We start from the raw sequence: 15,512 nt of genomic DNA on the forward strand, positions 1-15,512 counted from the left end.
TTTGGTCTTTTATGGTTGCATGAAATTTTTGTGTTACAACAAGCTGATGCTGATGTGGTTTTGATGCTCAAACGGTTATATTATACCTTATAGAAGACCTTTTTCCCATGATAAAAACCAATTTTTACATCTCATTCTTAATTCAACTGAATGTTCTGAATAAAATTATTTTTTCTTGACTCATGTCAATTGTAGATAATTGGGTTATAATATAGCATATTTTCAACTTGATTGGTTGTGTAAGCTTTATAAAAATCTTCACATCATAGACGATTAAGTCAACATAGCGAGAACAAATAATGAAGTCAATAGACACACTAAAAACACTGACGAAAGTCGGTGCGGCATTTACTCTGATGGCAAATGTATTGGTTGCAAATGCAGGCGTGGTGAGCGTGAGTAACTATCCGCTACTGCTGCTATCTAATGCTGTTACAGGCGATGACCATCCTGCCCAAATGTTGTTGGGGGCGGGTGATGTTGGTCATCATGGTGAGCTTAGTCCTTCTGCTAAAAAATTGATTGGCGAGAGTGATTATGTGGTATGGTTTGGTGGGCTGCTTGAACAAAACTTGGTGAATACTCTAAGTGATGCACCTAATGCAATCTCATTGTTTGATTTAAAAGCTTTTGATCGTTTGCCAATGCGTCATATCGATGGAAAGCCTCAGCCAGAAAGTTTGGATGTGCATATTTGGCTTGACCCTAAGAACGCTAAGGCAATCGTAAGAGCACTTGCGGTCATTCATTCGCACGCCAATCCAGATAAAGCATCAGTTTATGCCCAAAACGCCAAAAATTTTCAAGTTCGCATGGATGAGGCGGTGCGGTCGGTGAAGCTTCAAGGTAAACCCATGCCATACTGGGCGTACCACGATTCTTTTCAGTATCTTGAAAAATCAGCAAATTTGACTTTTGATGGAGCGTTGACCGCAGATCACCATCTGTCTCCTAAAGCAAGTCAAATCGCCCATCTAAAAAAGACCCGACCTAAGACACATATGTGTGTGGCATCACAACGCAAAGTTTCCGATGGTATCGTTAATAAATTGGGTGAGGTAAGCACGGTGGTTCATCAAGAAGACATGAGTGATGCTAAGGACTTTATCCAAGGTTGGGTTGGGTTGGTGACGGACATTCAGCGGTGCACTCAAGGTGTTTGATTGATCTTAGCAATGTGTCTTAGTGTTTTTGCTGGGGTGGTCTTTGGTCGATTATTTTTTTATAAAACCAAGCATTTGCTATTGTTAATATCAAAAAAAATTTTTATAATACGGTCATTTGTGCACACGAATCTTGATAGTTATTCGTGTGCATTTTGATGGATTTTTATTGATACTCGATAAGAGTCTTTTAAACAGTTTTGAACAAGAGTGGATTGATGACTCAACCCGCAGGACGCAATAAAAAAAAGCAAGTCTGTCAAGTACAAAAATATTGTTTGTGGTACTTACTGGCGATGGTGCTGCTGGTCGCATGTGTTGAGATGATCATGAATCGTGATTGGCTCATGACCAAAAGTGTGGCGGCAGGTGCTTCGTTAAATTTCATCGCTCAAAGCATCTTTATTTTGGTGGCTTACAGTAATAAAAAGCTAAGACAAGGCGTGTTGCTAAACATGTACCTTGGCCAGATGTTAAAATGGCTCACGACACTGGTGGGGTTCGCATTGATTTTTATTCATGCTCAACCGATCAGTGCTGTTAGTGTGGTAACTGCTTATTTTGTCATGCAGTTATTTTGTTTGGTTGGTTTATTTAAGATGCGATGATGTTGCCTTTGTGTTTTAAGATGAGTGGCATTTATTACTATTGATGGATGTTGATTGAAACTTCAAACGGCAGATGAGGTCAATTTTTACAATTTAAGCTGACTTTTGCTTCAAATTAACTTAAATTGTAAAATTTCAGTAGGAAAATTCATATTTACTCTTTACATATAGCCTTGAGTAAAGTAAGATAGGCAACCAGATATGAATGTAATTTTTTGATACGATTTATTGCAAACTGATCATGGATTCCGACTGCTTAGTTGTAGTGATTGCATAAGATTTGGTGGGTGATGTGATTTGAGCATTTAAAATGGTATCTTAAATTCAGATAAGTGTTCAGTCGGCGACATTCAGTTGTCTTTTGATGTTTATCATGGATTTTGGTTCTGATTGGGTGTTTATCACCGAATCTTTTTGTTTGACTTGAAATAAGAAACTTATTATGGCAGCCGAACAGACATCTTCAGATTATATCGCCCACCACTTAACCAACTGGACCTTTGGTCATCATCCAGAGCATGGTTGGAAAGTGGCTCACGATGCCGCTGAAGCCGCAGAAATGGGCTTTAACGCCATTCATTTAGACTCAATGCTATGGGCCATTGGCTTGGGCATCTTTTTTTGTGCGTTGTTTTGGGCAATCGGACGCAAAGCAACTTCTGGTGTGCCAGGCAAGTTGCAAGCTTTTATCGAAATGATTGTGGATTTTGTCGATAACAGTGTGCGTGAATCTTATAACGGCCCTTCAAAGCTCATCGCTCCATTGTCCTTAACAATTTTTGTTTGGATTTTCTTGATGAACTTGATGGACTTGATACCAGTAGACTGGATTCCAGTACTTGCACAAAAGGTTGGTGCAGCCATGGGACATGATCCACATCATGTTTACTTCAAGATTGTACCAACAACAGATCCGAACATCACCATGGGTATGGCGATTGGCGTATTCTTCCTAATCATTGGATTTGGTCTTAAATATAAAGGTGTCAGTGGATTCATTGCAGAATTCACATTGCATCCATTTAGTGCAAAAAATCCAGTGTTGCAATCATTGCTAATTCCTGTAAACCTAGTTCTTGAAATTGTTACTTTACTTGCAAAGCCAATTTCTCTCGGACTGCGTTTATTTGGTAACATGTATGCGGGCGAGCTCATCTTTATTTTGATTGCTTTAATGCCATTTTGGATTCAGTGGGCGTTATCAGTGCCTTGGGCAATCTTCCATATTTTAGTAATCACTTTACAAGCGTTCGTGTTTATGATGTTGACGATTGTTTATCTGTCGCTCATCTCGCAAACATCAGAACATTAATTAAAAACCTTTTAATCAACCCTTTATTTAGATCTAAGGAGACATCATGGATCCAGTAATCGCACAGTACACACTACTTGCAGTCGCTCTACTCATCGGTGCAGGTGCATTGGCAACAGGCATTGGCTTTGCTCTTTTGGGTGGTAAATTCCTAGAGAGTACCGCTCGCCAACCAGAGTTGGGTTCACAACTACAAACTAAAATGTTTATCGTGGCGGGTCTGCTTGATGCCGTACCAATGATTGGTGTTGGTATTGCGATGCTTCTATTATTCGCCAACCCATTCGCATAAGCTGAAACTGTCAGTTTAACGCCCATTTCTGGTCGCAGAATTGTTATGCAGTGAAGCGACCTAGAATTGGCTATCACCTGACTTTTACTAACAATGAGGTGATTGGATGAATATTAATGCTACACTTCTTGGTCAGTTGATTAGCTTTACGATTTTCGTACTATTTGTGATGAAATTCGTATGGCCGCCACTGATCGGTGCTATTAATGAGCGCCAAAGAAAAATTGAAGAGGGTCTAAGTGCCGCTGAAAAAGCCAAAGCAGATTTGGCTTCTGCTGAGCAGAGAGTAGAACAAGAGTTTGCAGCCGCAAAATCTCAAGCTTCTTCCATCATTGAGCGTGCTAACAAGACCGCAAACCAAATGATTGAAGATGCAAAAGAGCAGGCACGCCTAGAAGGTGAGCGTATCATTGCACAAGCTCATGCAACTGTTGAGCAAGAAGCTGCTCAAACCCGTGAGCAACTTCGTTCACAAGTTGCTCAATTGGCAGTGCTAGGTGCAGAAAAGATTTTGCAAAGCAAAGTCAATGAACAAGAACATGCTGACATGCTAAACCAGCTTGCGGCTAAGCTGTAATTAGAGGAATTCATGGCTGAACTATCTACCTTAGCAAGACCTTATGCCAAAGCGGCGTTTGAGTATGCTAAAGATCATAATGTAATCACTGAATGGGAAAATTTCCTATTGATTGCAAGCAGCATTGTGCGTGATGAGTCTTTTTCTTCATTACTAAGCAATCCAGCCATTTCTGCAGAGCAAAAGACTGCCGTATTGAATGATGTCTATGTTTCACAGACGGCAGCTCAAATTTCTGATGCGTTGGTGAATTTTACCAAACAGTTATCAGAGCATGATAGACTGGCTTTATTGCCTGAAATCCATACTCATTACAGCAAATTAAAATCACAAGAGCTAAAACAGGTTGACGCTTATGTTACTTCAGCCTACCCCTTAACTGAAGCCCAGCGTAAAGCTTTGCAAGAGCGTCTTGCGATCTCAACAGGTTCGATTGTCATTTTGCATGAAGCGGTTGATCCAAAACTGCTCGGCGGTGCGACAATCAAAGTGGGCGATAAGTTTACCGATGGCTCGGTGCGTGGCAAGTTACAACAATTAAAGAATCAACTGACCGCATAAATAAGCGGTAGCTTGACATTTTAAAGTTTAAAGGAAATAAGGCAATGCAACAATTGAATCCAGCTGAGATCAGTAATCTGATTAAGCAGCGTATTCAAGACCTTGATGTGAGCGCGACTGCAAAAACCGAAGGCGTTATCGTCAGTGTCTCGGATGGTATTGTGCAGATTCATGGCTTAGAAGAAGCCATGTATGGCGAAATGATTGAGTTTGAGGGTAATGTCTATGGCATGGCACTAAACCTTGAGCAAGACTCGGTGGGTGCGGTCGTCCTTGGTGATTACCTAAGTCTACAGGAAGGTCAAAAGGCTTACTGCACGGGTCGTATTTTGGAAGTTCCGGTAGGTCCTGAGTTGTTGGGTCGCGTCGTTGATGCACTGGGCAACCCCATTGACGGAAAAGGTCCAATCAATGCCAAACTGACTGATAAGGTGGAGAAAATTGCTCCCGGCGTTATCGCTCGTCAATCAGTTGATGAACCTGTAATGACAGGTTATAAGGCCGTTGATACCATGATCCCTATTGGTCGTGGTCAGCGTGAGCTTATCATTGGTGACCGTCAGACAGGTAAGACGGCTCTTGCAATTGATGCCATCATTGCACAAAAAAATTCTGGCATCAAGTGTGTGTATGTTGCCATCGGTCAAAAACGCTCTACCATCGCCAATGTGGTGCGTAAGCTGGAGGAGACTGGTGCATTGGCTTATACCACAGTGGTTGTTGCATCAGCTTCTGAGCCTGCAGCACTTCAATACATTGCACCTTATTCAGGCTGTACAATGGGTGAGTACTTCCGTGATCGTGGTGAGGATGCTCTGATTGTTTATGATGATCTATCTAAGCAGGCGGTTGCTTACCGTCAAATTTCGCTGCTATTACGCCGTCCGCCAGGACGTGAAGCATACCCAGGCGATGTTTTCTATCTGCACTCTCGCCTGTTAGAGCGTGCTTCTCGTGTGAATGCTGATTATGTAGAAGCATTTACCAATGGTGAGGTTAAGGGTAAGACTGGATCGTTGACTGCTCTTCCCATCATTGAAACACAAGCAGGTGATGTGTCAGCTTTCGTACCGACCAATGTGATTTCAATTACCGATGGTCAGATCTTCCTTGAGTCAAATCTATTTAACTCGGGTGTGCGTCCTGCGGTTAACGCTGGTATTTCAGTATCTCGTGTTGGTGGTGCTGCACAAACCAAGATCATCAAAAAGCTATCAGGTGGTATTCGTACGGCATTGGCTCAATATCGTGAACTGGCAGCATTTGCCCAATTTGCTTCCGATCTTGATGAGGCAACCAAGCAACAGCTTGAACATGGTGAGCGTGTCACTGAGTTGATGAAGCAAAAGCAATACGCACCAATGTCAATTGCTGATCAAGCAGCGGTCATCTATGCGTCAAATGAAGGCTATTTGGCTGATGTGCCTGTTGAGAAAATTGGTGCTTTTGAGGAAGCATTACTCAGAAGCTTGCGTGCCGAACATGGTGCATTGATGGATGAAATTGACCAAACTGCCAACTATAATGATGACATTGAGAGTCGTCTAAAAGCAGCGATTGAATCATTCAAAGCATCAGCAAGCTACTAACCAAAACAACGGTGTGCTGATGTCAGCACACCAAACTTTATTTAAAATAAGTCCAGTATTGGAACAACTATGGCAAGCTTAAAAGAAATACGTGCAAAAGTAACCAGTATTAAAAGCACTCAAAAGATTACCCGTGCAATGCAAATGGTGGCTGCCAGTAAAATGCGCCGAGCTCAAGAGCGTATGGAGATGGGGAGGCCTTATGCTGAAAGCATGTCCCGAGTGATTACCCATTTGGTACAAGCGCAATCGGATTATAAACATCCGTATATGGTGAGCCGTCCAGTCAATCGTGTGGGCTTTATTGTTGTGACATCAGATCGTGGTTTGGCAGGTGGCTTGAACATTAATTTGTTCAAAAATCTTTTGAAGTCAGTAAAGCAATATCAGGACCAATCCGTTGAGGTTGAGTTCGCCGCCATTGGTTCTAAGGGCGTTAGCTTTTTTAGAAACTTTGGTGGTAAGGTGAGTTCGGTTCTTACGGATTATGGTGATAGCCCAAGCTATGAACAACTTAGCACACCGGTGCAGGTCATGCTAGACGATTACAGGGTAGGTCGTTTGGATCGCATCTATTTGGTATACAACCAATTCATCAATGCCATGACGCAAAAACCCTCAGTTACCCAGCTTGTGCCATTACCAGAGGGTACATTTGATGATGACATGAATATGTCGCACGATTGGGATTATATTTATGAGCCAGATACCAAGACTTTGATTGACAGTTTGATGGTTCGTTATATTGAGTCTATCGTATACCAAGCAGTACTTGAAAATATTGCTTCTGAGCAATCGGCTCGTATGGTGGCGATGAAGGCTGCGACGGATAATGCTGGTAATCTAATCAAAGACTTACAGTTGGTTTATAACAAGTTGCGTCAAGCAGCGATTACTAGAGAGATTTCAGAAATTGTTGGCGGTGCAGCCGCTGTTTCTTGATAAATGGATGAATTATTTATGAATTATATGCGTACAATGATTTTATCAGTTGGTATAGCTTTACTGTCTGTTGGCTGTGTTTCTGTGGGCAATGTTGCTATGAAGGAGCAAAGTCAACAAACGATTGAACAAAATATCATCAAAGGCAAAACCACCAAGCAAAATATTATGGATGCTTTTGGTTCAGCGGATTCGGTTTCTTTTACTGATGGTGGCAATGAAGTTTGGACTTATCGTCATTCAAAATCAACGCCTATGGCAAGAAACTTCATCCCTTACAATTTTATCTCACAAGGCTCTAATATCCAGACCAAAGAATTGGTTATTTTGTTTGACAGCAAAGGTGTGGTCTCTAATTATACATTTAGACAGACTGCCAACCAGTCAAAAGTGGGTCTTGTAGAATAAACGATATATTTAGGAGAACGCAATGAGCGGTCGTATTGTGCAGATTATTGGTGCGGTAATTGATGTTGAGTTTGGTCGTGGTCAAGTGCCACAGATTTTTGACGCATTGCAAGTTGATGGCACCGAAACAACTTTAGAAGTACAGCAACAGCTGGGCGATGGCGTGGTTCGTACCATTGCTATGGGTTCAACCGAGGGCCTGAAGCGCGGCTTGCCAGTATCTAACACTGGCTCTCCCATTTCCGTGCCAGTTGGTCAAGCGACTTTAGGGCGCATCATGGATGTGCTTGGCCGCCCAATCGATGAAGCGGGCCCTGTGAATGCTGCTGAAAAATGGTCTATCCATCGTGATGCTCCTAGCTATGATGAGCAGTCTAACTCAACTGAGCTACTAGAAACAGGCATCAAGGTCATTGACTTGTTGTGTCCATTTGCCAAAGGCGGTAAAGTAGGTCTGTTTGGTGGTGCTGGTGTTGGTAAAACTGTCAATATGATGGAGCTGATCAATAACATCGCCTTAAAGCATTCTGGTCTTTCTGTATTTGCAGGTGTTGGTGAGCGTACTCGTGAAGGTAATGACTTCTATCACGAGATGCAAGAAGCTGGCGTTGTTAATACTGAAGATTTCACCAAATCAAAAGTAGCGATGGTTTATGGTCAGATGAATGAGCCGCCAGGAAACCGTCTTCGTGTGGCCTTGACTGGTTTGACAATGGCAGAGTATTTCCGTGATGAGAAAGATGAAGCCACTGGTAAGGGTCGTGATGTTCTGCTGTTTGTGGATAATATTTATCGTTACACCTTGGCAGGTACAGAGGTGTCAGCACTTTTGGGTCGCATGCCATCAGCGGTGGGTTATCAGCCGACTTTGGCTGAGGAGATGGGTATTTTGCAAGAGCGTATTACCTCAACCCAGTCTGGCTCGATCACTTCGGTGCAAGCAGTCTATGTCCCTGCGGATGACTTGACAGATCCGTCGCCCGCAACTACCTTTGCTCACTTAGATGCCACAGTAGTATTAAGTCGTGATATTGCTTCGCAAGGTATTTATCCTGCGGTTGACCCATTGGATTCTACCTCTCGCCAGCTGGATCCACAAGTCATTGGTGAGGAGCATTATAATGTGGCTCGTGGTGTACAAGAAGTGTTGCAACGCTATAAAGAGCTTAAAGACATCATCGCCATCTTGGGTATGGATGAGTTGTCAGAAGAAGATAAGATGGTTGTTTATCGTGCTCGTAAGATTCAGCGTTTCTTGTCGCAGCCTTTCCATGTTGCTGAAGTATTTACTGGAGCACCTGGTAAATATGTTGCTCTTCGTGATACAATTGCAGGCTTTAAATCAATCATTGAAGGTGAATACGATCACTTACCAGAGCAGGCGTTCTATATGGTTGGCGGTATTGATGAAGCAATCGCCAAGGCTGAAAAGCTACAAGCAGCATAAGCTTAGTTGTTTAAATCACCTTGTGTGATTAAAATTTTTGACGATTGTCGATTTGGCAGTCGTCATCATTAAGCTTAATGATTAGGAGAATTTAATGGCAACTTTCAAATGTCGAGTAGTGAGTGCTCGTGAAGAGTTGTACGCTGGTGATATTAATATGTTGGTGGCGACAGGTCATGATGGAGAGCTAGGTATTCTTGCGGGTCATACGCCATTGATTACTTTATTAAAACCAGGTGCATTGAATCTTAAGAATGCTGAGGGTGTTGATGAGGTGATTTATGTTTCTGGTGGCATCTTGGAGGTGCAGCCACATTTGGTAACTGTATTGGCTGATTCTGCTGAGCGTGCCGATCATTTAGATGAGGCAAAGATTGCTGAGGCTCGCCGTAATGCTGAGGAAATGCTTGCCAATCAGAGCAACACTGTTCAAACCAGTGCGGCGTTAACAGCACTTGCTGAATCTTTAGCACAGCTACAAACCATTCGCAAATACAAAAACCGTGCTTAATCGGTGTATTTTCCAAGCCATCTTTTGATGCCCAAGGATAATTCATGACAACAATGACACCAAATTTAGAAAAAGAAGACATTCCAAGAATTCTCATCGTTGAAGATGATGAGAGACTGGCGGTACTAACCCAAGACTATCTGCGACGCAATGGGTTGGATGTTGCCATTGAGATGGATGGTGCTCGTGCGATTCGTCGCATCATCAGTGAGCAGCCAGATTTGGTTGTGCTTGATGTGATGTTGCCTGGTTCGGACGGCTTAACTGTCTGTCGTGAAGTACGCCCTCATTACCAAAATCCCATTTTGATGCTCACTGCCCGCACTGAAGACATGGATCAAGTATTGGGTTTGGAGATGGGTGCTGACGACTATGTTCCAAAGCCAGCTCAGCCGCGTGTTCTTTTGGCTCGTATCCGTGCTTTATTGCGTCGTTTAGAGGCTACCCCAGCTGTTGACTCACCGCAACGCTTAGAATTTGGAAACTTGGTTATTGACAATGGTGGTCGCTCGGTAACCTTGAATGATGAGCTGGTTGATTTTACCAGTGCTGAATACGACTTGCTTTGGTTGCTTGCATCTAACTCTGGACGCATCTTATCTCGTGAGGACATTTTTGAGCGTTTGCGTGGTATTGAGTATGATGGTCAGGATCGTTCTATTGATGTACGCATCTCGCGTATTCGTCCAAAAATTGGCGATGATCCAGAAAACCCAAAACGCATCAAAACGGTTCGTAGCAAGGGTTATTTGTTCGTCAAAGAAGGTAATTAAGTGAATTAAAAAATAAAAGCTAGCGATTGCTGGCTTTTATTTTATTAGGGTGATTTCGTATGGCATTGACTTCTGTGGCTGAGCGTAGTATTTTTTTTCGTATCTATGCAGGATTATTATTGGTTTGCTTGGCAGTTGCCTTTTTTACTTATTTACTGGTGGGGGCAATCAATCAGGAGCGTCTGCAGTCGTATCGAGAAAAAATCTCTACAGGGGTGTTCTATCTGATTAGTCAAGGTGTGGCACATCAACGAGATGAAGTTCATCGCCAGTATTGGTTGTCGGATGCCAGTCGTTTATTTGGAGAGGCTTTTAGCATCATTCCCATGCACTTGGTGGATCTTAGAGGTCAAGAAATTCGACGGATTAATGAAGACAAAACAGTCATTCGTTATGACCCTGTTACGAAAGAATCTACCATCTATCATCGAATCCCAAATGAAAACAACCTGATCACTGTTAAAATTTCGCAGGTAAATGAACAGCAGGTTCGTTCGTTGATTGTGTTTTTATTGGACGATTTGTCTTATTACCCAACCATACAAGCCAAAGAAAAACGCTTGGAGTTTTTAAGTCAAAAATTTACCTACCCTATTGAAATCAGATCTGTGGCATCTTTAAACCTTGATGCCAGTCAGATCTCTCGCCTGCGTCGAGATGAGCCTGTCATATTGTACAAAGATGGTGATGGTGTCCAAAATTCTTTCATTACGATGGTGATGTCAACAGAAGTTGAAGATGATGTCATTGTGGTAGGGCCTGTTGATTTGTTTAATTGGTTTCCACTGAACCTAATCATCAGCATGGTGCTGATTTGTATTTTGTTGGTAAGCTTGGGTGTTTATGGATTGATTTTTCCACTTGAGCGTCGTTTGCAGCTTTTGCAAGCGGGGGTTAATAGGGTTACCCAAGGAGATTTTAACACCAAAGTTCAAGTAGTGGGGCATGATGACATTTCCCGATTGTCATCAACATTTAATGCCATGACTCAGCACATTAAGCGTTTGATCGATGCACAACGAGAGTTGACTCGTGCTGTGTCGCACGAACTTAGAACGCCTGTGGCACGCATTCGCTTTGCGGTGGATATGCTGGCAGATGAGGATGATTATGAGTCCAGACAATTTCAAAAACAATACATTGATGAGGACATTGAAGCACTCAATGAGTTGATTGATGAAATTTTGACTTACGCCAAGCTTGAAGAAGGTGCGCCCAAAATGGATTGGGAAATGGTCAATTTACAAGAGTTGCTTGTGCAAATTGAACGAGAAACAAATGCTTTGGGTAAAGACATCAAGGTGCAAGTTCAGGTATCACCAATGAAAGCTCAAGCAATGGCAGACAGGAGGTATTTGCATCGTGTGGTACAAAATCTGGCAGGTAATGCCATGCGTTATGCTGAAAGTACCATCATAATCCGTGCAGGTGTGATCAAAGGGCGTGCTTTTGTGAGTGTGGAAGATGATGGTCATGGTATCAAAGAAGAAGATCGGGATAAGGTTTTTGTGCCATTTGCTCGCTTAGATGACAGCCGTACCCGTGCATCTGGCGGCTATGGGTTGGGATTGTCTATCGTCTCACGCATTGCCTTTTGGTTCAATGCCAATTTGAAAGTAGATGAAAGTCCAGACTTACAAGGTGCCCGATTCATCATGGATTGGCCTGCTAAGCAGGCAGGAGTTACGATTGCTGCTGACAAGCTAACCCAAGCAAAAGCGGACCAAGTGGTGATTGGCGATTCTAAGTAATCCGCCACCAATCGAATAATCATCAACCCTAAGAAAATACGGTCGCCTTTGATGATAAAAAATGAGATCGGTGGTTCATTTTTATCATTGTTGGGTTTTTGTCGATTCAAGTTATGGTCGTGGCAGGTTGAATGTCATCATCAATGATTTGAGTGATGAGTGGTATTTTGATGCAGACATACAGACCGCCATCTGGGTGGTTCATCGCACTCACCTTGCCCTGATGAAGACTTGCGATGCGGCTAACAATGGCAAGCCCCAATCCACTGCCTTGAGTGGTGCGTGCGGTTTCGCCTCTTTCAAAAGGCTGCATGATTCGTTCCAATTCATTTTCTGCCACACCATCACCTTCATCTTTAATGTAGATGACCAGTGTTGGGAAGTGACTTTGGGGAAACTCTGATTCCATGTCATCAATTTCGCTACTGGGGGTGCAGATGTGTGCTCCTAGATGGATTGGTTCACGACCGTAGCGTATGGCATTATTGACCAGGTTGATAATCAGACGCTTGATGGATAAAGGACGCACTGGCACACTCTTATCCAATTGACTTTCAAGCACGAACTGAATGTCTGAGAACTGCACCATCACTTCTTTAAAAATGGCATTTAAATTCGTGGGGCGTACAGGTTCATCTGACCCATCTTTCATGAAAGAGATGAATTGTTCTAAAATCGCATCCATGTCTTCAATGTCATACACCAAACCTTCACGGACAAATTCATCAGGCAGCATCTCAGCAGTCAGCCTCATTCTGGTGAGTGGTGTTCGCAAGTCATGGCTGATGCCAGCAAGCATGATGGTGCGTTCCTTTTGAGCTTGGTTGAGCGTGGTGAACAGTTGATTAAAAGCAGTATTGACTCTGCGGATTTCTCTAGGTCCTTTATTGGTGGCAAGTGTGGTGGCATGACCTTGTTGAATGTAGTTAATGGCGGCTTTTTCAAGGCGTTTAAGTGGTCGATTTAAACCACGCACTAAAACAAAAATGGTTAAGAGTGTTAAAAACGGCAATCCGATTAAAAAGCCTGCCAATAACCCTGTGCTGTACTGAGAATAATAAGCGATTGGCTCACGCAGCCAAATGTCAGGGTATTTGCTGTCTTGAATCCAAAGTTTTGGCACAGGTTTAAACTTAAAATATACCTTAACCTCTCTTCCAAGTTCACGCTGAACTTCTTTGGCAAGTATGTCGGTGATGTTGCCTGCAAAAAATTTATCCGCCACATCAGGAAATTCTGTAGGATTGTGAATGAGATCAATATGGCTATTTTGTTCAAGCCATGCCAAAGACTCAGGGTCTTTTGCCCACTTGGTGCGAGCTTGATCAAATAACCTAAGTTCACTGGTCAAATAACTGGCATGGCTTTTTAACTCTGGTAAATAAAGACTGCGCCAAAACAGCCATAATGATAAGGCGACGCTGACAAAAACAATAAAAAACACCACCAAAATCGTCTGCCAGGTATTAGAATGTAGACGGTAACGCATTGTTGCGAAAAAGTTTTTATGGTGATTCATGATGAACTCGCAGTTTTGATGACTAAAACAATCGCCTTAAAATTTTACCACAGTTTGTCAGCTTTTCTTTATTGTGCATGAGAGTGAGTGCGAGAAATGTGCGTTTTTTTGAGAAAAACAGCGATATTTTATGGATTTTTCTTTGAAAGGCGTGTAAATTTTTGCTATAATTAAAATCTTGTAATGGCTTGACTTGTCATCGGCTCATCCTCAAAAAAACTGACAGGTAGGCGATTATCCCAATTCTTGCAACAAATTTTTTACTTATTTTCAAAAAGAGAGTTCCTCATGGTAGTTATTCGTTTAGCTCGTGGCGGCGCCAAAAAGCGTCCTTTTTATCAAGTAGTTGTTGCTGACAAGCGTGCTGCACGCGATGGTCGCCACATCGAAAAAATCGGGTTCTTTAATCCATTGGCTCGTGGTCAAGAAGAGACTTTCCGTATTGACTTGGACGCATACAATGCTTGGATTGCAAAAGGTGCACAGCCTTCTGACCGTGTTGCTCAGCTGGTAAAAACAAAGCAAGCTGCTTAATGCACTGGCGACTGCCAAAAAAGTTACATCTAAAAAATCGGTTTGCAAGTTGTATAAAACCAAAATGCAATCCGATTTTTTTTTTTATTTTTGGTACTATGTATAAAAGTGAGCGATGAACAAATATGATGAGTAAGCCAAATCTACGCCGTGATGGTGCGGACATGCCACCTGTTGATGAATTGATCAAAATTGCCACGCTAAAAAAACCTTATGGAATTAAGGGTTGGTTGTGGGTATTTAGCGAAACGGATAATCGCGCTGATATTTTTGAAATGTCGCCTTGGTGGATGAAAACGGCGACAGGATTTAAATCATTGACGCTTAAGCAATGGCGTGAGCAAGGGTCTGGTTTGGTGGCAAGCTTTGTAGAGATTGCTGATCGGAATGTTGCTGAGACCATGAATGGCACGACGATTTGGGTGCATAAAGACAGTTTGCCAGCACTGGACGACAATGAGTATTATTGGTCGGACTTGATGGGCTTGACTGTCATTAATGAAGCAGGCGAAAATCTTGGTGTGATTAAAGAGATGTTTGAGACAGGTGCGCATGAAATCATCAGCGTGAAAGCTACTAAAGATAGTATTGATGACGAAGACAGACTGATCCCTTGGCACCCAGACATTGTACTGAATGTGGATTTGGTGATGAAGAGCATGCTTGTGGCATGGGGTGCTGATTATTAAGTGGTGAGTGAACGATGTTCTTTGCAGTGATTAGTATCATGCCACAGATGTTCATGGCGGTGCGTGATTTTGGCATTACAGGGAGGGCGGTGGCTTGTGAGAAAGTGGTCATTCACACCATTAATCCTAGAGACTTTACCACAGATAATTACAAACGCATCGATGAACGCACCTTTGGCGGTGGTCCTGGCATGGTGATGATGGCAGAGCCTCTTGAAAAAGCGATTTTACATGCCAAAAAATTGGCAGAAGATCATTTTGGTCAGCAGGGCATATCATCGCCACAATGCCCTGTGGTGCATTTATCGCCACAAGGTCGTGTACTCGATGAGTCAAGTGTTGTGGCATTTGCTCAATATGATGGCATGATTTTGCTGTGTGGTCGTTATGAAGGCATTGATGAGCGATTGCTTGAAGCTTATGTTGATGCTGAAATTTCGGTGGGTGATTATGTATTAACAGGGGGTGAATTGCCTGCAATGATTGTCATGGATAGCATCATTCGTCGCTTGCCGTTTGTCATGGGCGATGATCACTCAGCCATTCAGGACAGCTTTGTTGATGGTCTGCTTGACTATCCGCACTATACCAAGCCATTGGTATTTCATGGTCAAGCAGTGCCAGAGGTGTTACTCTCAGGGCATCATGCTAATATTGCCAAATGGCGATTCATACAACAGGTACAGCGTACTAAGTTACGCCGTCCAGACTTGTGGGAAAAATTTACACCCAATAAAGAGCAAGTCAAATGGCTAAAAGTGCTTGATGATGAGGTAAAATCTTAAAAATTTCTTGAAAAAATACTCAAATATCAGTAAAATGGTCAAGTTTTTGCC

General features: G+C 42.6%; 17 protein-coding genes. 16 read left to right on the forward strand and 1 reads right to left on the reverse strand.

The genetic code is table 11. From position 1 onward, the window contains the following. Positions 1-299 precede the first annotated feature (299 nt). The 13 genes from M2R47_RS03330 (at position 300) to M2R47_RS03390 (ending at position 11,934) form a co-directional block, all read left to right on the forward strand. Positions 300-1,163 carry a metal ABC transporter substrate-binding protein gene (locus tag M2R47_RS03330; RefSeq protein WP_249098924.1) on the forward strand — a complete coding sequence of 288 codons (864 nt, stop codon included), beginning with the start codon at positions 300-302 and terminating at the stop codon, positions 1,161-1,163. Between the two features lie 218 nt (positions 1,164-1,381). Further along, the gene (locus M2R47_RS03335; protein ID WP_249098928.1) at positions 1,382-1,771 is read left to right on the forward strand and encodes a hypothetical protein; all 390 of its coding nucleotides are present in this window, start codon (positions 1,382-1,384) and stop codon (positions 1,769-1,771) included. Positions 1,772-2,213: 442 nt separating this feature from the next. Continuing rightward, positions 2,214-3,083, forward strand: coding sequence for a F0F1 ATP synthase subunit A (gene atpB / locus M2R47_RS03340; protein WP_249098933.1), 870 nt, complete (start codon positions 2,214-2,216; stop codon positions 3,081-3,083). Positions 3,084-3,129: 46 nt separating this feature from the next. Further along, positions 3,130-3,375 (forward strand): F0F1 ATP synthase subunit C, encoded by a 246-nt coding sequence (atpE, locus tag M2R47_RS03345; RefSeq protein ID WP_078277101.1) that lies wholly within the window; start codon positions 3,130-3,132, stop codon positions 3,373-3,375. Between the two features lie 106 nt (positions 3,376-3,481). Further along, complete coding sequence (locus M2R47_RS03350) at positions 3,482-3,952, forward strand: F0F1 ATP synthase subunit B (protein WP_249098936.1); 471 nt, start codon at positions 3,482-3,484, stop codon at positions 3,950-3,952. A gap of 12 nt (positions 3,953-3,964) precedes the next feature. After that, a complete protein-coding gene (locus tag M2R47_RS03355; protein ID WP_249098938.1) occupies positions 3,965-4,513 on the forward strand; it encodes a F0F1 ATP synthase subunit delta in 549 nt (182 codons plus the stop codon). Positions 4,514-4,557: 44 nt separating this feature from the next. Continuing rightward, positions 4,558-6,102 (forward strand): F0F1 ATP synthase subunit alpha, encoded by a 1,545-nt coding sequence (atpA, locus tag M2R47_RS03360; RefSeq protein ID WP_249098942.1) that lies wholly within the window; start codon positions 4,558-4,560, stop codon positions 6,100-6,102. 69 nt (positions 6,103-6,171) lie between these two features. Continuing rightward, a complete protein-coding gene (atpG, locus tag M2R47_RS03365) occupies positions 6,172-7,044 on the forward strand; it encodes a F0F1 ATP synthase subunit gamma (RefSeq protein ID WP_249098945.1) in 873 nt (290 codons plus the stop codon). 3 nt (positions 7,045-7,047) lie between these two features. Next, the gene (locus M2R47_RS03370) at positions 7,048-7,452 is read left to right on the forward strand and encodes a hypothetical protein (RefSeq protein WP_249098948.1); all 405 of its coding nucleotides are present in this window, start codon (positions 7,048-7,050) and stop codon (positions 7,450-7,452) included. Between the two features lie 22 nt (positions 7,453-7,474). Continuing rightward, the gene (gene atpD, locus M2R47_RS03375; RefSeq protein ID WP_249098951.1) at positions 7,475-8,899 is read left to right on the forward strand and encodes a F0F1 ATP synthase subunit beta; all 1,425 of its coding nucleotides are present in this window, start codon (positions 7,475-7,477) and stop codon (positions 8,897-8,899) included. A 94-nt stretch (positions 8,900-8,993) separates the two neighbouring features. Then, positions 8,994-9,410, forward strand: a complete 417-nt coding sequence (locus tag M2R47_RS03380) for a F0F1 ATP synthase subunit epsilon (RefSeq protein WP_249098954.1) — start codon at positions 8,994-8,996, stop codon at positions 9,408-9,410. Positions 9,411-9,463: 53 nt separating this feature from the next. Further along, positions 9,464-10,183, forward strand: coding sequence for a response regulator (locus M2R47_RS03385; protein ID WP_249099052.1), 720 nt, complete (start codon positions 9,464-9,466; stop codon positions 10,181-10,183). A gap of 59 nt (positions 10,184-10,242) precedes the next feature. After that, positions 10,243-11,934: an ATP-binding protein gene (locus M2R47_RS03390; RefSeq protein ID WP_249098957.1), complete on the forward strand. Its 1,692-nt coding sequence runs from the start codon at positions 10,243-10,245 to the stop codon at positions 11,932-11,934. A 106-nt stretch (positions 11,935-12,040) separates the two neighbouring features. Here M2R47_RS03390 and M2R47_RS03395 read toward each other — a convergent pair whose 3' ends face one another. Continuing rightward, complete coding sequence (locus M2R47_RS03395; protein WP_249098960.1) at positions 12,041-13,453, reverse strand: ATP-binding protein; 1,413 nt, start codon at positions 13,451-13,453, stop codon at positions 12,041-12,043. 288 nt (positions 13,454-13,741) lie between these two features. Between M2R47_RS03395 and rpsP the strand changes: the two genes are divergently transcribed. From rpsP to trmD, 3 genes are all read left to right on the forward strand, one after another. Next, on the forward strand, positions 13,742-13,987 hold the full coding sequence (gene rpsP, locus M2R47_RS03400) for a 30S ribosomal protein S16 (RefSeq protein WP_249098963.1): 246 nt from the start codon (positions 13,742-13,744) through the stop codon (positions 13,985-13,987). Between the two features lie 128 nt (positions 13,988-14,115). Beyond that, complete coding sequence (gene rimM / locus M2R47_RS03405; RefSeq protein ID WP_249099054.1) at positions 14,116-14,676, forward strand: ribosome maturation factor RimM; 561 nt, start codon at positions 14,116-14,118, stop codon at positions 14,674-14,676. Positions 14,677-14,690: 14 nt separating this feature from the next. Continuing rightward, positions 14,691-15,461: a tRNA (guanosine(37)-N1)-methyltransferase TrmD gene (trmD, locus tag M2R47_RS03410; RefSeq protein ID WP_249098966.1), complete on the forward strand. Its 771-nt coding sequence runs from the start codon at positions 14,691-14,693 to the stop codon at positions 15,459-15,461. Positions 15,462-15,512 lie beyond the last annotated feature (51 nt).

The sequence above is a fragment of the Moraxella oculi genome, from assembly GCF_023336735.1.
In the GTDB taxonomy this organism is placed as follows: domain Bacteria; phylum Pseudomonadota; class Gammaproteobacteria; order Pseudomonadales; family Moraxellaceae; genus Moraxella; species Moraxella oculi.

Excerpts from the sequence above, each read along its gene's own strand:
- M2R47_RS03335 (WP_249098928.1), top strand. The coding sequence starts at position 1,382 with ATGACTCAACCCGCAGGACGCAATAAAAAAAAGCAAGTCTGTCAAGTA.
- M2R47_RS03370 (WP_249098948.1), top strand. The coding sequence starts at position 7,048 with ATGGATGAATTATTTATGAATTATATGCGTACAATGATTTTATCAGTT.
- trmD (WP_249098966.1), top strand. The coding sequence starts at position 14,691 with ATGTTCTTTGCAGTGATTAGTATCATGCCACAGATGTTCATGGCGGTG.
- M2R47_RS03330 (WP_249098924.1), top strand. The coding sequence starts at position 300 with ATGAAGTCAATAGACACACTAAAAACACTGACGAAAGTCGGTGCGGCA.
- M2R47_RS03395 (WP_249098960.1), bottom strand. The coding sequence starts at position 13,453 with ATGAATCACCATAAAAACTTTTTCGCAACAATGCGTTACCGTCTACAT.
- atpE (WP_078277101.1), top strand. The coding sequence starts at position 3,130 with ATGGATCCAGTAATCGCACAGTACACACTACTTGCAGTCGCTCTACTC.
- atpB (WP_249098933.1), top strand. The coding sequence starts at position 2,214 with ATGGCAGCCGAACAGACATCTTCAGATTATATCGCCCACCACTTAACC.
- M2R47_RS03355 (WP_249098938.1), top strand. The coding sequence starts at position 3,965 with ATGGCTGAACTATCTACCTTAGCAAGACCTTATGCCAAAGCGGCGTTT.
- M2R47_RS03350 (WP_249098936.1), top strand. The coding sequence starts at position 3,482 with ATGAATATTAATGCTACACTTCTTGGTCAGTTGATTAGCTTTACGATT.
- atpG (WP_249098945.1), top strand. The coding sequence starts at position 6,172 with ATGGCAAGCTTAAAAGAAATACGTGCAAAAGTAACCAGTATTAAAAGC.
- M2R47_RS03390 (WP_249098957.1), top strand. The coding sequence starts at position 10,243 with ATGGCATTGACTTCTGTGGCTGAGCGTAGTATTTTTTTTCGTATCTAT.
- rpsP (WP_249098963.1), top strand. The coding sequence starts at position 13,742 with ATGGTAGTTATTCGTTTAGCTCGTGGCGGCGCCAAAAAGCGTCCTTTT.
- M2R47_RS03385 (WP_249099052.1), top strand. The coding sequence starts at position 9,464 with ATGACACCAAATTTAGAAAAAGAAGACATTCCAAGAATTCTCATCGTT.
- M2R47_RS03380 (WP_249098954.1), top strand. The coding sequence starts at position 8,994 with ATGGCAACTTTCAAATGTCGAGTAGTGAGTGCTCGTGAAGAGTTGTAC.
- atpD (WP_249098951.1), top strand. The coding sequence starts at position 7,475 with ATGAGCGGTCGTATTGTGCAGATTATTGGTGCGGTAATTGATGTTGAG.
- atpA (WP_249098942.1), top strand. The coding sequence starts at position 4,558 with ATGCAACAATTGAATCCAGCTGAGATCAGTAATCTGATTAAGCAGCGT.
- rimM (WP_249099054.1), top strand. The coding sequence starts at position 14,116 with ATGAGTAAGCCAAATCTACGCCGTGATGGTGCGGACATGCCACCTGTT.